Here is an 18,295-nt window from a genome sequence, read left to right on the forward strand (position 1 = left end):
GAGTGCCGCGCAGCTGATGCCGGGGTGGACAGCAGCCCCCACTGATTTCTGTACGCTCGCGTTTTCGGCCAGGCCATTGCAGGGTGGGGACGTCTCACGCCCGAGGAGGAACCAGGTCCCGAATGCGCCGAGCAGGGCCAGGCATATTCCTGCCCCGACCCACGCTTTCACTGGAGCGCCTCGGCGTCCCGTGCTCCCCGTCATCGACGTCCCCACTTCACTCTCTCGCTGCCCGATCAGTTGGTCGTGTCGGTCAGGTACTTATGTGCTGTTTCAGTACCGCGGTTACGCCCTTCGAGGACGTCGCGGCTGTAGTCCTGAATGAAGCTCTCTTGGATGTCCGGCCTATCCTTGGCCCACTCACGGATCATGATCGGCAGTTGATTGTTGACCTCAAGGTACTCGTCCGCGATCTGGGGGTTGACCTTGGCGTCGATCTCGCCCTTCATACGGTTGCCCCACTCCCAGGCCCAGGTGTCGACGCCGCGCTGGATCGAGTCGCCGAAGGCGAGCGAGACGCCGCCGGCCGTGGTGAAGTACATGGGAGTCACCGCGCCGCCGATGACGTGGTAGGCGAGCTTCGACTTCCAGTCGGCCTCGCTGTAGCCGGCCATCCGGCCGTCGTTGATCACGTCTTCCCGGATGGAACTCATGACGCCCAGAGCGGTGCCCGCCTTGTTGATCGGGTTGGTGACGTCCGGTCCCTGTGCCCCCTTGGGAATCTGTTCCAGGGAGAGGTCGATGTAGCGGGATTCCGCTTTGTGGAGAGTTCCGTAGGCTTCCGGGTCCTCGGAGAGGCCGCGCATGAACTGCACCAGGTCCTTCTGGCTGACCGCCATGTGGGTCTTGTCGCCGTCCTGGAAGTAGCCGGTCCCGGCAGCGGAGATGTATTTGGAGTCCAGGCCTCCGAGGATTTCGTGGGTGTCGGCGGTGTAGGTGGCCAGGGCGCGGGCCAGGGGCTCACGCATGTTCTCGTGCACGCTCTGGTCGGGGCCGAGCCCGCCGATCACGTCGTGCATGATGCGTGCCTGTCCCTCGGTGTGAGGGGTCGCCGGCCAGGGGTCTTGGTTCGGGCCGAGCGGCGTATGGCCGGTCGTCGAGGATTCGAGCAGGAGACCGAGACCGGTGCGGGCGTCCTTGCCCTCACTCTCTATGTCGCTGCGTGTCTCGATGTTCCCGTGCCAGATCGGAGTGTCGTCGAACTTCCAGTCGCGTTCCTTCAGCAGGTACTGGAGGTTGTCGTTCTTGTGGTCTGCACCGGGGTCGAGGTAGGAGGTGGCAGCGGCCGGGTCCTTGGACATGATGCCGAGCAGGCCGTCGAGCGGGTCGTTGGCGAACCATCCGCCGTTCTTGCCGCTGAAGTCTCCCTGCAGGTCCCAGATGTTCGGGTCGCCGCCGCGCTTCTTGTCCTCCGCCGAGCGGATGTCGTCAGCGAGGTCGTGCATGAACGGCGCCGAGTATCCGTCGCCGTTCTGCATGAGAGTGATCAGACTCTGATAACCCCGGACCTGCTGCTGCCCGTGGCGACGACTGATGACATTGGGAGCGTCGGCGGCTACCGCGAGGTCGAACTTCTCGACACCAGCTTTCTTCAGCTGCTCCCGGAAGTCCTTGTAGAACTTCGACTTCGGGTCCTGCATGGCGTTGGACAGGGAGTTGGCGAGACCCTTTTCCAGGTCCAGGTAGGTCTGCTTGCCCTTCTTGTCGTCCTGGTAGGCGAGGTCGTTGAGCCGGTTGGTGAACTTGAGGGTGTTCTGGGCGCCCATCCCGTTGAGGAAGGTCTGGTTGAACTCGGTGCTCTTGGCGTTGTCGCGGAAGGAGCGGTCCAGCTCGGCGTAGTCAGCTGCCGACACCTTGTCGCCGCTGTTGATGCGGGTGGCGATGTCCTCGGCGTTGCGGGCCTCGTAGACCTCGATGTCGCCCTGTGCGTCGGCGTTGAAGCCGTTGAGGGTCCCGTCGTTACCCTTGCCGAAGGCGTCCTTGTTGCTGTCCACCACGACCGCCTCAAGGGCGATCTTGACGCCCTGGTCGGCTTCGGAGACGGCCTTGACCTGGTCGTTGATGTGCTGCTGCCACTTGTTGACCGCGTCACGGATGGTGGTCTGGCCGTCGGGATCGTTGTGGTAAGCCCTGCGCTCCGCGGGAGTCAGCTTGGCGTAGTCGAACGCGACGTTGCCCTGCTCGGAGACGGTCATGCCCGCCTTGATCGCGTCGTCGCGCGCGGACTCGACGCGCTTCTTCAGGTCGGCGAACTGGGTGTGGGCATCGCGCAGCAGGCTCGCGACAGCCTTGGCCTGGATCTGCGCGGCGGAGTACTCGTACCGCGTGGCGGCGAAGCTCGAGTGGGCCACGCCGACGCTGACGCCGCTCCAGTCGGGCCCCATGGTGATCTTCTGGACACTGTCGCCGTAACGGGTTTCGACCTTCTTGAGCTCGCCCGCCATCTCGTCCCACTTGCCCGCTGCCGTCGTCAGCAGGCCCAGGTCGGTCGACATCACTTCGTGGTACGTCAACATGTACTGCTCCCCCTTACAGACCGTTGAGCTTCGACTGGGTGCCCGGGGGACGGAACCCGTTCCCCGTGCCGAGGTCGTTCTGTACGAACAGGCCCGAAGCGCCGCGCAGCGAACTCTTCTCAGAACCCAGCCGGCCCATCAGAACCCTCACCTGCTGGTCCCACGTGTCCGCCACTTTCTTCAGGCCCGCGGCCGCGTCCCAGCCGTCGAACCCCTTGACCTCGGTGTTGGTGCTCTCGTCCGAGTGCTCTGTGGCCTTCTTGGTGTTCGGCTCGTGCTCGGTCTCGATGGTGTTGGCGGCAGACCTCTTGTGCGCCGGCGTCGATGCGAAAGTCCCACCGCCCCCGCCACCGCCGTCGGCTGCCGGAACACCGTTGAGCCGCATCCCTGCGTGCCCAGCGGCCCTTGCGCTCTCGCTGCCCCACTCCTGCGTGAAGTCCCCCGACACGACCGCCCCCGTTCAACTCAAAAAGCGTTGTTCCCTGCAGACCGTCAAACTGCCCATGCTCGCGGACGAACCACAGGCTGACGATGGTTGGAGCTGCGGGTGCGCGCTGGTCAATGCCTGCCGCGTCCAGTACTGCCGCGCGGCAGCGACCACCGGATGCCGGGCACGGCGCAGCTCTCCTCGACACAGGGTGTTCTTGGATCCTCTCCGCCGCTTCGCGGCAGCGCATTGCCGTCGACCGGCAGTCTTCACCCGCCATTGGCTGCCGGTGAAGGACCGTTTGCTGCCTATGGCAACCTGATTGCGCGTCAACGGGTTCGCCGACGCGACGAGAACGGGGGAGTGCGTGACGGAGAGGGAAGCACCGCAAGACCGGCTGACGGCGTATGCGGAGTGCCTGCGCGACGCCTGTACCACCGGGCGCCGGATGACGCGCTCCGAGCTGGAGGCACGCCGCGCCGAGGGGGAGCGGGCCGCAGAGCTCGGCCTCACGCTGCGCGTGATGATCCGCGAGTACCTGGCCGTGTCCCAGGAGGTGCTCAATCGGGTGCCCACCCAGCAGGTAGGTTCCCTGCTTGGGGTAACCGAACAGGCCATAGACGCCTTCGTCGAAGGCTACGAGCGCGCCCAGCACCAGGCCGTGCGCCAGGAGGAGGCCGCACGTCGCGAGTTCATCGACGACCTCCTCTACGGTCTCAGCGATCTCGGGAGACTGGCGGAGCGCGCAGAACGCTTCGGGCTGCGCCTCTCCCAAGCCCACGCGGTGGCCGTGGCGAGCGGCCCGGAGCCGTATGGCGACGGCTATCCGGTCGCCCGCGGGATCGAGTCGGCGGTACTGACCCGGTTCGCGGGCCGGCAGATCCTGCTCACCACCAAGGACGGGCGGCTGATCTGTGTGGCCCCCGGCGACCAGCCGGACGTCCTGGCGTTCTTCGCCAAGCAGGCGTACGCCGCCACCGACGGCGGCAAAGTGGCCATAGGACGCTCCCATCCCGGCGCCGGCGGCGTGGTGCACTCCTACGAGGAGGCGCTCAACGCCCTCGATCTGGCGGAACGGATGGGCCTGGACGGGCCGGTGCTGCACGCCGCGGACCTGCTGGTCTACCCGGTCCTGACGCGGGATCGGCAGGCGATGGCCGACCTGGTGGAAAACGTGCTTGGCCCGCTCCGCAACGGGCGCGGCGGCGCCCAGACCTTCATCGACACCCTGACCGCGTACTTCGACAGCGGCTGCGTGGCGACCGAGGCCGCGCGCCGGCTGTCGCTGAGCGTGCGGGCGCTGACCTACCGGCTGGAGCGGATCCACAGCCTCACCGGCGCCGACCCGGCCGACCCGGTCAACCGCTACACCCTCCAGACCGCGGTGATCGGCGCCCGCCTGCTCGACTGGCCCGACACCGAGGGGTGAGCCCGCGCCTCAGGGCGTGCGGCTCCTGCGGGCCGCCCAGTCCCGGATGCGGCAGCGCAGCCAGTGGGCCACTTCGCCGAGGCTGATCAAAAGGGCGGCGCTCGCCGCACATGCCACCAGCGAGGCAGGTGCGTCCCTGAGGTGCCCTCCACCCCACAAGAGCACGGTGAGCCCACCCCACCACAGGGCGATGGAGACGGCCTCCGCGCGCCGGCTGCGTGCCATGCCGAAGCTCCCTTCTCCCCTCCTCAGGGGGAGGGGCGGTCGGTTCTCACGCCAGGGCGAAGTAGCGAAGCCACAGGTAGAGGGCGGAGATGGCGATCGTGACGGCGGTCACGATGAGGCCGTATTTGGTGAACTGTCACAAGGTGATGGGGTGGCGGTTGCGTTCGGCGATGCCGAGGACGACGACGCTGGCGGAGGCGCCGATGGCGGTGGCGTTGCCGCCGAGGTCGGCGCCCAGCGCGAGGGCCCACCACATGACGTGGTCGGGGTCGCCGCCCATGTCGGTGACGAGTTCGCTGGTGATGGGCGCCATGGTGGCGACGTAGGGGATGTTGTCGACGATCCCCGACAGCACGGCCGAGCCGCCCAGCAGGAGCATCGTGCCGCCCAGTTGGGCTCCGTCGATGATGTCCGCGAGGGAGCTCGCGAGCTCTGCGATGACGCCGGTCTCGATGAGCGCGCCGACCATGACGAACAGGCCGGCGAAGAAGGCGAGGGTCGGCCACTCGACCTCGCCGAGCACCTCCCCGGTCGCGACCTTGGAGATCGCGATCAGCAGACCGGCGCCCAGGAGGGCGACGACACTGGGCGCGTAGTGCAAGCACGGGATGCAAGACGAAACCGGCCCGCAGATGCCGGGAGTGTTGTTCAACAGCTGGCGTCTGATGGCCATCGACGGCACCCGCTTCGATGTGGCCTACAGCGCGGCGAACGCCGCCGAGTTCGGCCGTCCCGGCAGCGGCCGCGGCGAGGGAAAGGGAGGCTATCCGCAGGCGCACGTCGTCGCCTTGGTGGGTAGAAGACCTGCCACCCGTTGCCGCCGTGCTGGCGCATAGCGGTGATGTGTGCGGGATAGCCGCACGTGAGATCCATGCTGGCCTTCGTCTCGTTGCGGACCACCGTGCCGAGCACGATGAACACCGCCCCGTCGCCAGCCTTCACTGTCGTGGTTCGCCCTGGTCGGTCTGCGGCTCCGTCCGGCCGGGCGAAATCGAACTCGGCCTCCTCCCCGCGGTCGCGCATCCGGGCAGCGGTCGCGGACTTCACGTACAGGTGGTCGGCGCTGGCCACGCCCCGCGCGCGCCGGCCGCACTCGTGGCCCGCTGCCTCCGAGCCCGGGTGGTGGGCGAAATGGCAGACCCGGTCGGTGTACAGCTTCGTCGTCAGCCGGGCGCCGCAGCCGCCCAGGAGCAGCCCGCACCAGAGCGTGTCGTGCTCATGCCGCTGGCGGAAGGCGTCCAGTTCGATCGCCTCCAGCGGCGGCGCCAACGGATCCTCCGACGCCGCCCCGCCCATTACTGTTGGCTGAATCTGCCGCCGATCTTCCCACAAGTCCCGGCAAGATCATGCTGGGCTATCCCGCTCGGTCCGCCGAGGTCCGGAAGCGCCTGGCCAGAGGGCTGCACTGTGTCGTCGGATCCATGCCAGACCAGGCCGCGTCAGCACGTCCGCTCAAGCATCGCTCACGCATTCGACACCGCTGACCGGGGACTCTCGGCCATTCTCGTATGCAGCGACAACAGGCTGGGGCAGGTCGCGGCGGCCCCTTTTCGAACCACGACATCAGCCGAGAACCCCCGTCCGCGAGACCTGACCCGTGCCAGCAGCATCCTGCGGCAGCACCACCTCGGGCAGGTGCGAGTCTCGGCGCCTCGGCCCCTACGAATGACGGGAATCGAACCCGCGCTATATCACCTGATACTTGGGCCTGCGCATACTGTCTCACCTGCGAGAACGGTCATTGACGACCTTATGTCGGCCGACTGGGCGAAGCCTCTGGTGACCGCTCTTTACCGCCCCTACTGGCACGTTGTGGCACGGGCTTCCCTTCAGCTGTCAGTGGAGGCGCGGCTCTGCTTCCGGAGAGTGTCGCCGGGCCGTCCAGAGTCGGCGAGCCCCGTCGCCGGTTTCGCCGATGGCAGTCGGGAGCGCGGCGGACGTGGCGCTCGTCGTGAGGTCAGCCAGGTGGCCATGGAGAGGACCCTGAGGTCGAGCGAGCCCGTCGATGACCGGAACGCGGAGTTTCTGAGCGCCGCACCGAACCGCGGTCGGCTGCACCGTCTCGCAGGCAGCATTGCGCGGCAACGGTTGCTGGAACGTGCCCTGGATGGTCGCTCGCTGCACTTCTGCGAGTCCGCAACCGTCGGGTGAAGCGCTCGCGTGTTCCCGCAGGCACGCCGCATACGAGGTGGTGTAGCGCCGGCCTACTGCGGGCAGCGACAACCCCTCAATCGCGGACCCGCAAACTCGACGGCGAGTTGCAAGTGTTGCGGAGGTCGCCAGGACCCGCCGCGGCAGACCTATTGATCAGAAACTCAAAGGGTTCTCGTTCAGGACGTAGCGGACGTGTGGGCCGCCGAAGTAGCCGCGGACGATGTGTGGTTGACGCTGTCGTCTGTGGAAGAACCTGCGGGTTTCGGCGGCGAGTTCGGCCTGGTTCCTGGCCCGGTGGGTGTGGGGCAGGCTGCGTTTGAGGTCGGCGTTGACCAGCTCGTCCGGGTTCAGCTCGGGTGAGTACGAGGGCAGGAAGTGCAGCTCGATCTCGTCGCCGTGGTCGTTGAGCCAGGCCCGGACGGCCTTCGAGCGGTGGGCCGAGTGCCGGTCGACGACCAGGTGGACCTTCCGGTCGAAGTGCCCGACGATCCGGGCGAGGAAACGGCACATGACCTTCGCGTCGAACGACTCGGTGAAGACCATGAAGTGCATCCGGCCACGGGTACTGATCGCGGACATCGCGTTCACGGAGAACCGGTTCCCGGTGCGGCGGACGATGGGAGTCGCACCTTTGGCGCCCCAGGTACGGCCGGTGACCTGGTCCGAGCGGACCCCGACCTGGTCGCCGAAGAGAACCTCAGCGTTCTCCGCCTTCGCCTTGGCCCGGATCGCCGGCCAGGTCTCCTCGTGCCAGACGCGGATCGCTTCCGCGTCCTGCTCGACCGCCCGCTTGTCCGGACGCTGGAAGCTCAGCCCCCAACGCTTGAGGTACTTGCCCACCCCGGGCTCGGTGAAGCGGACCCGGTACAGCTTGAAGACCAGCTCGCCTATCTGCCCCCGCGTCCACAGCTGACCCGAAAGTCCCAGGTCGGAGGGAACGTGATCGAGGACGGCCTGCCGGACCGCGGCCTGTTCGGCCTCGGACAGGACCTGATGCTCACCCACGCGGCGGCCTCGCGGGCGGGACAGCAGTGCGTCCCGCCCGCCGGCCTGCCACTTCACCCACCAGTTGTCCACGGCCTTGACCGACACCTTGAACAGGGCGGCAACCTCAATCCGGTCCCGGCCCTCCACCAGCGCTGACACCGCCAGCAACCGCACAGCCTCCTGCGCGTCCGGCGACCAGGCCCGCGCATCCCCCACCAGATCACTCACACACCATCAACGAGCCTGAACTCAAAGCGTTTCGGATCAATAAGTGGGACCGACTCTGGTGCGGGATCGATGTAAATGAGCCACAGTCTTGAACGGCTGCAGATATACGTAGGCGCCGCACCCCCCTGTATTCGGGGAGAAGTGGCACGCAGGACATCGGATCAGGTAGGGAATGAAAGGATTTCAGCCACCCAACGTCAAGATCGCTTGCGTTGGATCGGTGTCGTGTGAAAGGTTCGTTCCCGGCGCGAAGACCAACGCGCTCCTCCTGCAGGCTCGCCAAAAATGTGCACGGGGGAGATTTAAGAATGTACTACCAGTGTGGCCCAATTCACATCGCCAGCGCTGCGGCATGTGCTTTCGTGACGGGTCGAGCCTCAGTGGAATTGGCTCCCCGCTAGTCGGTAGTTGATAGTTTCACCAAGCAGGCGGAAGGCGAACGCCTCTTGGTGCCCTTCGTCGGTACGCCCTGTATCCTTGTGTTGACGTGCAGTTACGGGCGTGCGTGCGCGGACGTCACGTTGCTTACAGGCCCTGCCCTGCCCTGCTATCGCCGTGTTGCTGTCAGGCGTAGGCCAATGGGTTTCGGCGAACATCACCCACGAATCAGGGACCGGTCTGCTCTTGGCGCGCCCAGAGAACGATGGCCGCGCGTAATCGTGTGCAGAGACCGCCTTTTTGAAGAGTCGGAAAGTATATGGAAGCCGGAATTCGCGATGGCATAGTCGCATCCCTTAACGAACTCTCGAAATGCTACGGCAGCCGCAAAGCGCTAGACGCGGTCAGCTTCGATATCCGTCATGGAGAAGTGTTCGGGCTACTCGGTCCGAATGGAGCTGGAAAGACCACGCTCCTGGAGTGCCTGACGGGTCTCCGCCGCCCGACTTCGGGCTCTGTGAGAGTCCTGGGTCACGACCCTGGTTCTCGCGCGCCCGATCTGAAAAGACTCATGGCAGTGCAGCCGCAGGAGGCCGCGCTGTTTCCGCAACTGTCGGTTCGAGAGACTGTCGACCTTTGGGCTTCCTTCTACGGGGATCACGATCGAGTCGACGAAGTCCTGGACAGCGTCGGCCTGGCGGGTGAGGCCTTCCAGCGCGTCAAGGCACTGTCTGGCGGGCAGGCCCGCCGTCTACTCCTGGCCGTCACCGTGATTGGCCGGCCGCGCCTTCTCGTACTGGATGAACCGGCTGCCGGACTCGACCCGCAGGCCAAGGAACACCTGTGGGACGTCATCCGGAAGCAACGCGAGGCCGGCGGCACCGTGCTGCTCACGACACACGACATGAACGAGGCCACGGAGCTGTGCGATCGGGTGGCGGTTCTCGTCGGCGGGCGCATTGCAGCGTGCGACACACCTGTTCGACTCGTGTCGGCGCTGGCGTCCACCAGCACGGTCACCTTCACGACGTCGGCAGGGACGGACCTCGGGTCGCTCGACTCCTTGCCCGGAGTGACCGCTGTCGAGGTCACTCAGGAATCGGGAGGGCGCCGGTCCGTCCAGCTGCGTACGACCGACGGCGACCTGACGCTGCGCCGCATAGCGGCGGACGAGCAGTTGGTCGCCTCGGACCTCGACATCAGTAGGGGTGGGCTCGACACGGTGTTTCGCAACCTCGCCACGGACAGCCCAGGCCGCCAGGAGGCAGCCCGAACCAAGAAGGAGGTGAATGAATGAACGCGGCACCCTCCGCGCTGCGGGAGATGGTCAAGACCAACGCGCGGGAACTGTTCCGCGATGGCAAGACCGCCTTCTTCACCGTTCTCTTTCCCCTCCTCTTCCTCGCGATGTTCCTGGGGCTGGGCGCGCTCACGGCTGGCGGCTCCTACCGGATCGCCGTGGTGGACTCCCCGGAACAGCCGGCGATCGTAAGCGCGTTGGTGCAGGTCGACGGGTTCCACGTTGAACCCTGGAAGGGGGCGCAACCGCTCCCGGCCGGTGATCTGGGGGGTTACGACGCGGTCGTCACCGTCTCCGGCAGACAGGCGTCGGTGGTCGTCGACGCGTCGAGGTTCGGCGCACTGAAGGGTTTGCGGTCCGCGCTCTCCGACAGCGGCATCGACGATTCCCGCAGCGACTTCCGTACCCCGGACGGCGGTGTGCCCTTCGACCCCCTCAAGGCGGCACTGCCGACCGGTCTGCTGATGGCACTCATGTCGACGGCCTTCTTCGGCACGGCAACCCCCCTGATAGCTCTGAGGACGCGTGGAACGCTGCGACTACTGGGGACCACGCCGTTGGGCCGCTTGACCTTCGTACTGGCCCAGGCCCCGGTCCGGCTGGCCCTCGTTGTCGTCCAGCTGATCATCCTGGGCATGGTTGCCGTCGTCATGGAGTTCATGTCCTTGGCCGACACCCTGCGGTTGATGGGCACGGGTCTACTCGGTGCCGTCATGCTGTTCGCCTTCGGCTATCTGATGGCGGCCCGCCTGCGCAACGCAGAGGTGGCCAACGGGCTATTGGGCCTGCTGATGCCGGTGTTGCTCTTCTTCAGCGGGCTGTTCCTGCCCTTGAGCATGCTGCCGTCCGTCATCACGACGGTCTCCGATGTGCTGCCCACCACGTATCTGGTGGACGCCTTCAACCACGACCTCAACGAGGCCGCCTCCGCGCACAGCCTCAGCACCGACTGGCTGGTCCTTCTCGCCGCGACGGCTGTCTTCGGTGGGCTCGCCGCCCGTTTGTTCCGATGGGATCAGGGAGAAGCCCGATGAACGCACCCGCCCTGCAGGCCGGCCTCGGCCGGCTCACCGACCTCGACGCCCTCGTAGGTCCCTACGGTCTGGTGGAACGGACCCACCGGCTGCCCAACCAACCCGGAGACCCGCGGTTCCCGATTTTCTCTGCATCCCTTGGTGACCTCGCCCAGTCCGTCGACAACATCGCCGAGTCCACCCGTGGCCGCAGCGCCCGCGGGGAAATGGACGGCGCCGGCGGTGCCATCGATCCCGAGCGGGCGGCCCGCCTCAGCGTCGCCGAGGCACTGGAGCGCTACGCCACCTCCGTGGTCCAGCCGGACGGAGTGATTTGGGCGACGGCGGAGGAACTCGGCGATGAGGCACTTGACCTGACGACGATGCCCCGTTGCTCCCTCGCGGAACTGGCCCACCCCAGGGCCATCACCGTCGATGTCGACACCAAGGCTCCGATGCGCTGGGTACGCGGCTGGTCCCTCACCGCGCAAAAGCCCCAGTGGGTGCCCGCCGTGGGGGTGTGGATGCACATCCCGCCCCTGTCTCGTGCCGAGCGGTACGCGAATCCCATCTCCACGGGCTGTGCCACGCACACCGACCTGGCGCAGGCCCTCGTAAACGCGGTGTGCGAGGTCGTGGAGCGGGACGCCATCGCACTGACCTGGTACCAGCGCCTGGCGCTGCCGCGGATCGACTTCGACGTGGTGCCGGAGAACCTGGCTCCATTCCTGGAGAAGTCATGCAACAGCCTCGTGGAGACGGCTTTCTTCGACGCGACGACCGACCTCGGGATCCCGACGGTGTACTCGGTCGACCTCTCGCCGCACAACGAGGTACTCGGCCAGATGGTCATGTGCAACACGAGCCTGGACCCGGTCGACAGTGTAGCCAAGATCGTCCGGGAGTCGGCGTCCTCACGCATCGCCATGCAGGTGCCGCGCGAGATGCCACCGTCAGTGGACGACTTCCTGCACGTCTTCCACGGGGCCGCCTACATGGGACGGCCGGAGCGGAGAGAGGACTTCGACTTCCTGCTCGAAGGCGGCGCCCGCAGGCCCCTCAGCAAACTGCCCGTGCTCACCACTGGCGACAGCGGGCAGGACCTGGCCTTCCTCGTGCAGCGGTTGAAGCAGGCCGGATGCGACGTGATCGCCGTGGAGTGCACGACGGACGAAGCCCACGACGTGGGATTCCGTGTGGTGCGCGTCATCATTCCGCAGCTCATGCCGCTGTCCTTCACCCATCGTGCCCGCTACCTCGCGCACCCCCGGCTGTACGAGGCGCCGGCCCGGATGGGCCTCCCCGTGCACGGGGAGGCGGACATCAATCCGAATCCCCAGCCCTTCGCCTGACGAGCCGACGAGCAGGTCCATTTACATGAACGGGAAGCCAATGACTAAGGTGCACGTGCTCGCCGTGGGCGGGTTCGGTGAGGCCGTCGCCGACCGGCTGGGCCGTGAGCGTGACGACCTCGAGATCTCCACCGACCGGACCGGTTCGCTGGAGCTGTCCTCGGTCTGGCCCGACGCGGACCTGCGTGTTCTCGCCTCCTGGCGGGAGACGCCGCGACTGGCCGAGATCGGAGTCTGTTTCAGCAGCTCACGGATCGCGGGTTCGACCGCGTCCACCACCGAACCCTTGGGCGCACGCCGGTACTGCGGAGGCCGGTCCGAGGCCAGCGCCCTCAACACGGTGCCCCTGGAGATCCCCAGCTGCCGGGCCACAGCCCGAGCCGACAACCCCTCAGCCCGGTGCAGCCGACGAATCTCAGCCCAGTCCTCCACGTGGATCACCCTCTCTTCCTCCTGACCCCAGTACCGATGAAGTCAGGATGATCAAGAGAACGCCGAGTGGCCCGGTTTTGATCCGCCGTTCGTGGCCCTCATTTCACCCGTTGCCGACAGCCTTCTTCACCCACAGCACAGCCCGCCGACAGGTCAAAGCTGAAGCCCTGCGGACCCTGCGAGAGTCACGCCGGGCCACCTACACCAGCTTCGCCGAAACGTCCGGCCGCTACCTGGAAATGCTCGCCACCACGTTGACTCCACTCGAAAATGTCGAACGGTTCCCCGAAGAGCGCGAGCAGTGGATCGAGGACGCACACAAGCGATGGAGCAAGGCACTCCGGCACCGGCAGAACGAGGTCGAAGGCCAGCGTCTGTGTCTCGCCCTGGACGCCACACGCCCTGTGGCTGATGCCGCCCAGGACCTGGCCAAGAATTTCGCCCTCCTCAGCTACGCAACCCGTCGCGCCATCGCAGCTCACAAAGGCCACGACCTGGACACCGGCCCCATCGAACCGCCGCTGCCCAGCTACATCGCGCTGTTGACGGAGGGCGGCCTGGAGCCAGAGGCGCCCGACCTCAAAGTCCTGCAGTCACGGGCGCGCGACGCGTACAACGCGTTTCTCAGCGCGGCCGCCAGCGATCTCGGAGAGAACGGCGTGCTGGCCTGACACGCCCGTCCCGGAGAACGCCGGCGATCACCCAGCACACGGCGGCCGTGACCGACCAACGGTTACGCCGTCCGGCTCAGCGGAGCAGCAATCTGACGGGGAAGGATCCCAGCCCTCTCGGCCCGGGCCTGGCGCAGCACGGCTGCGTGGGACACTTCAGCCGCCCGGCGGCGCTCGGCCCGGGCGGCAAAACAAGCAGAGGCAGCAGCTGCATCAGGCTTTGGTGCCCGGCATTCCGCTGGTGACGGCGATCGTGGCCACGTCGCCGGTCTTGGTTCGGCCCAACCAGACGACACCGCCCGATTCGGCCGTGAACATGACCAGATCGGCTTGTTGCGACTCGTCGCGTACCCGCTCGCACCATCCGGGCAGCCGTTCGGTTTCGCGCGGCACCGGAATGCCGTCCTTGAATGCGCGAAATGGCGCGGACAAGGTCGTCCACGCACCTGCGTCGGCGAAACAGCCAACATTGGCGTCGGAGTAAAAGCGAGGTTCCTCGCCTGGCTGAAGCCGGGCTACATCGTCTTCGACACCCAGGCCCATCACCCACCCGATCACAGGGTCGTCGCTGATGCGCAGGCGCGTCGCGGCACACTCAACGCCATCGAAGTGCTCGCCGAAAAACTCGTACGGGCCCGCCGTCCATGCGATCTCCACTCGGTGGACGCCCGGGGGAATGCTCACCGCCAGCTCCCGCGGTGGCCTCGTCGGCAGCCCTTGTTCGTATCTCGAAACGTCGTCATCGTCGAACGGAGCATCGACGACAAGACGGCCGCTGGGTACACGAATAGTGGTCACCTCCTCGATCCCTGTCACAACGATGGGCGTTGTCGGATCGTCGTACACCGTCCCCAGGTAAGCACCGGGGGTGAAAGCCGTCTCCAGGTACCAGGCAGCCTCAGGCCCAGCTGCCAGCCGCGCGTCCCCAACCCACTTCATGTGTCACCCCTCCTCGCCGCCCGGCCGGGCGGTCAACCGAAACGTACGTGGGCCCGCTGACATCGGCACTTCGCCTATCGTCCTCGAGCGCAGGCTGCCCGACCGATCAACCTGCTGCGCGGCTAGAGCAACGGGACAGCGTGGTGGTAGGTCTGGGGAGCCGAGATGAGCAACTCTGAGGCCATGCGAGGACGGGCGGGATCAAACTTCTCCACCACGAGCCACATATTTCGAGCTCGCGAGTGCCCTGCAATCGAACGAAACCGTCACGGTTCGTGATTGCTCCCCGAGATCTGTGCCAGAACCCAATTTTCGGGCTTGGCGCTGGTGCGCTTCCGAGCGGTGGCTCCGTCCGAGACGGCGCACTCAGCTGGGCGGCGGCCCCGGCGGAGCGCGGTGTGCGCGCGAGACAGCAGTCCAGTGATCATCGTGTACTCCTTCGAGTGGGATGGAAGCCCAGAGGTCCCCTGTCACCCGCCATGACGGGGGCAGTCGATCAGGCATCGCACGTCGGGGGCGCGTGCCTTTACCGGCGACCGCCGCCGCGGTTGAGGATGTCCCGCCGTGCCGGCTGGGAGCCGACTGGCAGGGTGTACCCGGTGTCGCCGTGGCGGGGCGTGTCGGTCCTCGATCGCCTTTTGCAGGGAGCCAGTCTGTCGGGCGGCACCCGACAGCGGAAGGACACGTCCGGCCTGCACGGTGCGGCCTACGAGGCAGTCGGCGCGATGAGCTGGAACGGCGCCTGCGGCGGCAACGGACGCCGAGCTCGCCCACCCCGTGGGCGAGGGGCTGGCCCACATGTAGCTCCGCCACGGGCTGTTCGAGCGCAGCTATCCGGACGACGACTACCTCGGGCGTTACCAGTTCCGCGTGCCGGTAAGGCCAGCTTGTTCGGCTTCCTCCAGAGTCAGGACTTGGTGGGGCCCGCCGATGGCGAGGCTGTCGAGCTCGTTTTCGCGGGCCAGGGGTGTGTCGTCGTAGAGCTCACAGACCGGGCCGCATTCGGCCACGAAATCCACCCACAGGCCGGGCCAAGCGGGGTGCCGGTTGGTCACTGCGTGCCCGCATTGTGCACAGCTGGCTGCCGGGATGCCGTGACGGCGCAGGATGGCGACGGCCTCGGCGTGGCCGGCTGTCCGGGTGTCCATCCAGCCCACGGCCTCCTGAAGCGGGGAGAATCGACGGGTGGCCTCGTAGTACGAGTTCCATGTGGTCAGCCCGAGCGCGGGGGTCTTGAACCGGTAGGCGAAGCGGGGAGCCATAGAGCCAGTGGCCGGCGGCTCGACCACTGCCTCCACGCCCTCGAGCCGAGCGTCTTCAGGCAGCAGCTCCGGCAGCAGAGCGGCCAGCTTGGCCATCAGCTGCTCACGGTCGGGAGCCTCGGAGTTGAACAGGCCGCTCAACAGCGCGTCCCTGGTTCCGTAGGGGACGTAGAGGGTGGTCATCACGACCGGCACACCGTCTTCCAACACCACCTGGAGCAGGAGCAGCTCGTGCTCGTGGCTCTCCAGCGTCACATCCTCCCCACGCGCTACGGCCGCGGCCGCGGCAGTCACGGTAGGAAACGCGCGATAGAACCTGTCCCATTCAGGCAGGATGTCCCCGGATTCGAGCAGTTCAACGATCTCAGCCGGTACGCCGTCGTACTCGCGCTGCTGGCGCTGCTGGCGCCGCTGCTCAGCTGCGGCCTTCTGCTTGCCCACCCGCTTGGCGCGGCTGCTCACGCTCTTCTTCGTACTTGCCATCGGACTACTGTCCTGCATCCTGAACCCGGCTGTGGCGGCCTTCAAGAAGTCGCACTGATCAATCCGCGCCCGCCCGCCAGGAGCAGTCCGGACCCAGTGCGCCGCGCCGTCACGCCGTTGACCGCAGCGGAGCGGCCTGCGGAACGGACCGCGGCAGGATGACTGTTGGCCCGGACCGCTGGGCGCGCTCGGCTCGGGCCCGGTGCAGGGCAGCGTTCTCGGTGACGGCGAACTCGCGGCGCCGCTGCAGGACGGCGCTGTCGATCGGTTCCGGCTGCTCGTCGGCGAGCTCCTCCGGATCGGGGAACGCCTGCTGGCTGAGCTTGCGCATCAGGGCGTTCTGTCGCTCCACTGCCTGTGCGATGGCCGGGTCCACTCGGGACGACGGCGCGGCCCGGCGGTGCGCCTCGATCGCGCGGCGATAGCCCTCCGGCGGCATCCGGCGCTCCACTGGCACGACCGGCATGGTCGGCTGCGAGGCCGATTCGACGGCCGCTGTGGCGGAGTTGGCCTTCGCAGCCGTCGGCGCCAGGATGTGCAGGGCGCGGACGTCTGCGCCGGGCACCGTCTCGTTGGCAGCCTCGATCAGCTTCGGTGCGCTCCAGCGCAGCTGCGTACCGCAGGCCGGGGCGTCGGGGACGACGTCCAGGCGGCCGCTTTCCACGTCGAACGCGACGGCCCGGACGCGCCCGGTGAGCTCGGGCACAGCCGCGGTGAGGACGGCGTCGAAGTCGGCGAGGATGTTTCCGCCGGCGACCGGGGCGACCATGCCGCGTTCGGTCATCATCACGCCGATCCCGCTGCCCAGTCCGAGCGGCTCGCGCCCGTCCCGTCGTACGACGGTGGTGGTGCGCCGCTTCGGCTTCTTGCTGGTGGCGCCGTTCTTCCTCGCCGCCTCCCGGGCCACGACCAGGGCCTGGCGCGCGAGGTCCACTCCGCTCGCCGGGACAAAACGCTCTTTGAGCGAGAACAAAAGAGGCCCGCACGGCGGGAGGTGTGCGGGCCAAAGAAAAAGGGGGCAGTGGCCAGTGAATGCGATGAACACGGCCGATCCCGACCGCTGCTCTATCCGCACCGTTGCATGCCTCCGTCATACGCCGGAGAGAAATCGGCCCGCTAAGGCGCCTCGGCTGCGCACCAAACACAGGTCGGAGTATCTGGCAGGTTCGCTGGAGTCACGGTGCAGGTGATCAACTCACTGCCTTGATCCACTGTGAGGTTCCCCCGCTGTGCGGGAGCGGTTGACTAGCTGGCCAGGGCGGGTTGACGTGGTGTCAGGTTCACTTGTTCGGCTGCTGCCTGGTCGGCGTAGTGCTTCTCCTCGTACTCGATCGGGCTGAGGTAGCCGAGCCGTTTCTGGATGCGGCGGGGGTTGTAGAAACCGTCGATGTACTCGAAGAGCGCGAGGTTCGCTTCGGCCCGGGTGGCGAAGACGCGGCCGCGGACGCCCTCGGTCTTGATCAGCATCCACAGGTTCTCCGCGAGGGCGTTGTCGAACGAGTCGCCGACCGAGCCCATGGATGCCTGGATCCCTGCCCTGACCAGGCGTGTCGTGAGCTTCACGGATGTGTATTGACAGCCGTGGTCCGCATGGTGAATGAGCTCGCCGGGGGTGGCTTCGCGGCTGGCCAGGGCGTACTCCAGTGTGGTCAGGACCAGGTCCGCGTCCGCGCGGGCAGAGGTTTCCCAGGCCACCACCCGGCGGGAGAACGCGTCGCGGATCGCGGAGAGCCACAGCGGGCCCTCCAGCGTCGTGATCATGGTCAGGTCGGTGACCCACAGCCGGTTCGGCCCGCTCGCGGTGAAGTCGCGTTGCACCAGGTCAGGGGCCAGATCCGCGTCCGGGTCGCGTCGGGTGAAGCTCTTGCTCCGGCGAGGGCTGATCCCGGCGAGGCCGGCCTGGCGCATGAGCCGTTCGACGCGCTTGCGGCCGACGCGCGTGCCCTCGCGCTTGAGGACGGCGTGCACGCGGGGTGAGCCGTAGATCCCGCCGGACTCGTCGTGGACCTGACGGATCTTGCTGGTCAGCTCGGCGTCCCGACGGTGCCGTTCGCACGGCTCGGTCTCGGCCTGGCGCCAACGGTAGTAGGTGGTGGAGGGGATGTTCAGTTCCCGGAGTACGGGCTCGACCCCCAGGTGCGGGTGCTCGTCGACGAGCGCCGTCACCTGGGCCGGGTCGGGTCGAGCTGGGCCGCGAAAAAAGCCGAGGCCGTCCGCAGGACCTCGTTCGCCCGCTTGAGCTGGACATTCTCCTTCCGCAGGGCGGCCAGTTCCTCGCGCTCGGCGGTGGTGAGCAGGTCTCCTCGCTCGCCGGCGTCGGCCTCGGCCTGCCGGATCCAGTTACGCAGGGCCTCGTGGTGCACGCCGAGATCCTCGGCCATGCGGCGGATCACGGGCTTCGGCTCGGCGGTCCGATACATCCGTACCGCACGCTCACGCAACTCCAACGGGTACTTCCTCGGTGCGGGCATCGTCTGGGCTCCTCTCGCGAGACCCATC

General features: G+C 67.0%; 15 protein-coding genes and 2 pseudogenes. 6 read left to right on the forward strand and 11 right to left on the reverse strand.

All coding sequences use genetic code 11. The annotated features are described in order from the left end of the window. Positions 1-236 precede the first annotated feature (236 nt). Complete coding sequence (locus OHA65_RS38335; protein WP_331736426.1) at positions 237-2,516, reverse strand: hypothetical protein; 2,280 nt, start codon at positions 2,514-2,516, stop codon at positions 237-239. A 13-nt stretch (positions 2,517-2,529) separates the two neighbouring features. Further along, positions 2,530-2,964, reverse strand: a complete 435-nt coding sequence (locus OHA65_RS38340) for a hypothetical protein (RefSeq protein ID WP_405763599.1) — start codon at positions 2,962-2,964, stop codon at positions 2,530-2,532. Between the two features lie 346 nt (positions 2,965-3,310). On the opposite strand from OHA65_RS38340, the gene OHA65_RS38345 reads away from it, so the two are divergent. Next, entirely contained in the window at positions 3,311-4,372 is a 1,062-nt protein-coding gene (locus tag OHA65_RS38345) for a helix-turn-helix domain-containing protein (RefSeq protein ID WP_331736431.1), read from the forward strand. A 9-nt stretch (positions 4,373-4,381) separates the two neighbouring features. On the opposite strand, the gene OHA65_RS38350 is transcribed toward OHA65_RS38345, so the two are convergent. Further along, positions 4,382-4,597 (reverse strand): hypothetical protein, encoded by a 216-nt coding sequence (locus tag OHA65_RS38350; RefSeq protein ID WP_329316990.1) that lies wholly within the window; start codon positions 4,595-4,597, stop codon positions 4,382-4,384. A gap of 46 nt (positions 4,598-4,643) precedes the next feature. Further along, a pseudogene (locus OHA65_RS38355) lies at positions 4,644-5,223 on the reverse strand (SLC13 family permease); the annotation flags it as partial. Here OHA65_RS38355 and OHA65_RS38360 point away from each other — a divergent pair. Next, entirely contained in the window at positions 5,206-5,433 is a 228-nt protein-coding gene (locus OHA65_RS38360; protein WP_405759558.1) for a hypothetical protein, read from the forward strand. The pseudogene OHA65_RS38355 and the gene OHA65_RS38360 overlap by 18 nt on opposite strands. Before the next feature lie 1,471 nt (positions 5,434-6,904). On the opposite strand, the gene OHA65_RS38365 is transcribed toward OHA65_RS38360, so the two are convergent. Further along, the gene (locus tag OHA65_RS38365) at positions 6,905-7,966 is read right to left on the reverse strand and encodes an IS630 family transposase (protein WP_329312110.1); all 1,062 of its coding nucleotides are present in this window, start codon (positions 7,964-7,966) and stop codon (positions 6,905-6,907) included. Between the two features lie 697 nt (positions 7,967-8,663). Between OHA65_RS38365 and OHA65_RS38370 the strand changes: the two genes are divergently transcribed. The 3 genes from OHA65_RS38370 to OHA65_RS38380 are packed head-to-tail and all read left to right on the forward strand — an operon-like array spanning position 8,664 to position 12,009. Next, positions 8,664-9,641 carry an ABC transporter ATP-binding protein gene (locus OHA65_RS38370; protein ID WP_331730234.1) on the forward strand — a complete coding sequence of 326 codons (978 nt, stop codon included), beginning with the start codon at positions 8,664-8,666 and terminating at the stop codon, positions 9,639-9,641. After that, the gene (locus OHA65_RS38375; protein ID WP_331730236.1) at positions 9,638-10,678 is read left to right on the forward strand and encodes an ABC transporter permease; all 1,041 of its coding nucleotides are present in this window, start codon (positions 9,638-9,640) and stop codon (positions 10,676-10,678) included. Before OHA65_RS38370 ends, OHA65_RS38375 begins: the two co-directional genes overlap by 4 nt. Continuing rightward, complete coding sequence (locus tag OHA65_RS38380; RefSeq protein WP_329316994.1) at positions 10,675-12,009, forward strand: YcaO-like family protein; 1,335 nt, start codon at positions 10,675-10,677, stop codon at positions 12,007-12,009. The genes OHA65_RS38375 and OHA65_RS38380 overlap by 4 nt, the downstream gene beginning before the upstream one ends. Before the next feature lie 228 nt (positions 12,010-12,237). Here OHA65_RS38380 and OHA65_RS38385 read toward each other — a convergent pair. Continuing rightward, positions 12,238-12,450: pseudogene (locus tag OHA65_RS38385) on the reverse strand (helix-turn-helix domain-containing protein); the annotation flags it as partial. Positions 12,451-12,488: 38 nt separating this feature from the next. On the opposite strand from OHA65_RS38385, the gene OHA65_RS38390 reads away from it, so the two are divergent. Continuing rightward, positions 12,489-13,112, forward strand: a complete 624-nt coding sequence (locus tag OHA65_RS38390; RefSeq protein ID WP_405763602.1) for a hypothetical protein — start codon at positions 12,489-12,491, stop codon at positions 13,110-13,112. Between the two features lie 213 nt (positions 13,113-13,325). Here OHA65_RS38390 and OHA65_RS38395 read toward each other — a convergent pair whose 3' ends face one another. From OHA65_RS38395 to OHA65_RS38415, 5 genes are all read right to left on the reverse strand, one after another. Beyond that, complete coding sequence (locus OHA65_RS38395; protein WP_331736435.1) at positions 13,326-14,051, reverse strand: DUF4241 domain-containing protein; 726 nt, start codon at positions 14,049-14,051, stop codon at positions 13,326-13,328. 857 nt (positions 14,052-14,908) lie between these two features. Beyond that, a complete protein-coding gene (locus OHA65_RS38400) occupies positions 14,909-15,796 on the reverse strand; it encodes a hypothetical protein (RefSeq protein WP_331730255.1) in 888 nt (295 codons plus the stop codon). 109 nt (positions 15,797-15,905) lie between these two features. After that, positions 15,906-16,730 (reverse strand): DUF721 domain-containing protein, encoded by an 825-nt coding sequence (locus OHA65_RS38405; protein ID WP_329317011.1) that lies wholly within the window; start codon positions 16,728-16,730, stop codon positions 15,906-15,908. 311 nt (positions 16,731-17,041) lie between these two features. After that, positions 17,042-17,962, reverse strand: a complete 921-nt coding sequence (locus OHA65_RS38410; protein ID WP_331730260.1) for an IS3 family transposase — start codon at positions 17,960-17,962, stop codon at positions 17,042-17,044. Continuing rightward, positions 17,959-18,267, reverse strand: a complete 309-nt coding sequence (locus OHA65_RS38415; RefSeq protein WP_327280916.1) for a transposase — start codon at positions 18,265-18,267, stop codon at positions 17,959-17,961. Before OHA65_RS38415 ends, OHA65_RS38410 begins: the two co-directional genes overlap by 4 nt. Between the last annotated feature and the right edge of the window lie 28 nt (positions 18,268-18,295).

This window comes from Streptomyces sp. NBC_00045, from assembly GCF_045041095.1.
Taxonomy (GTDB): domain Bacteria; phylum Actinomycetota; class Actinomycetes; order Streptomycetales; family Streptomycetaceae; genus Streptomyces.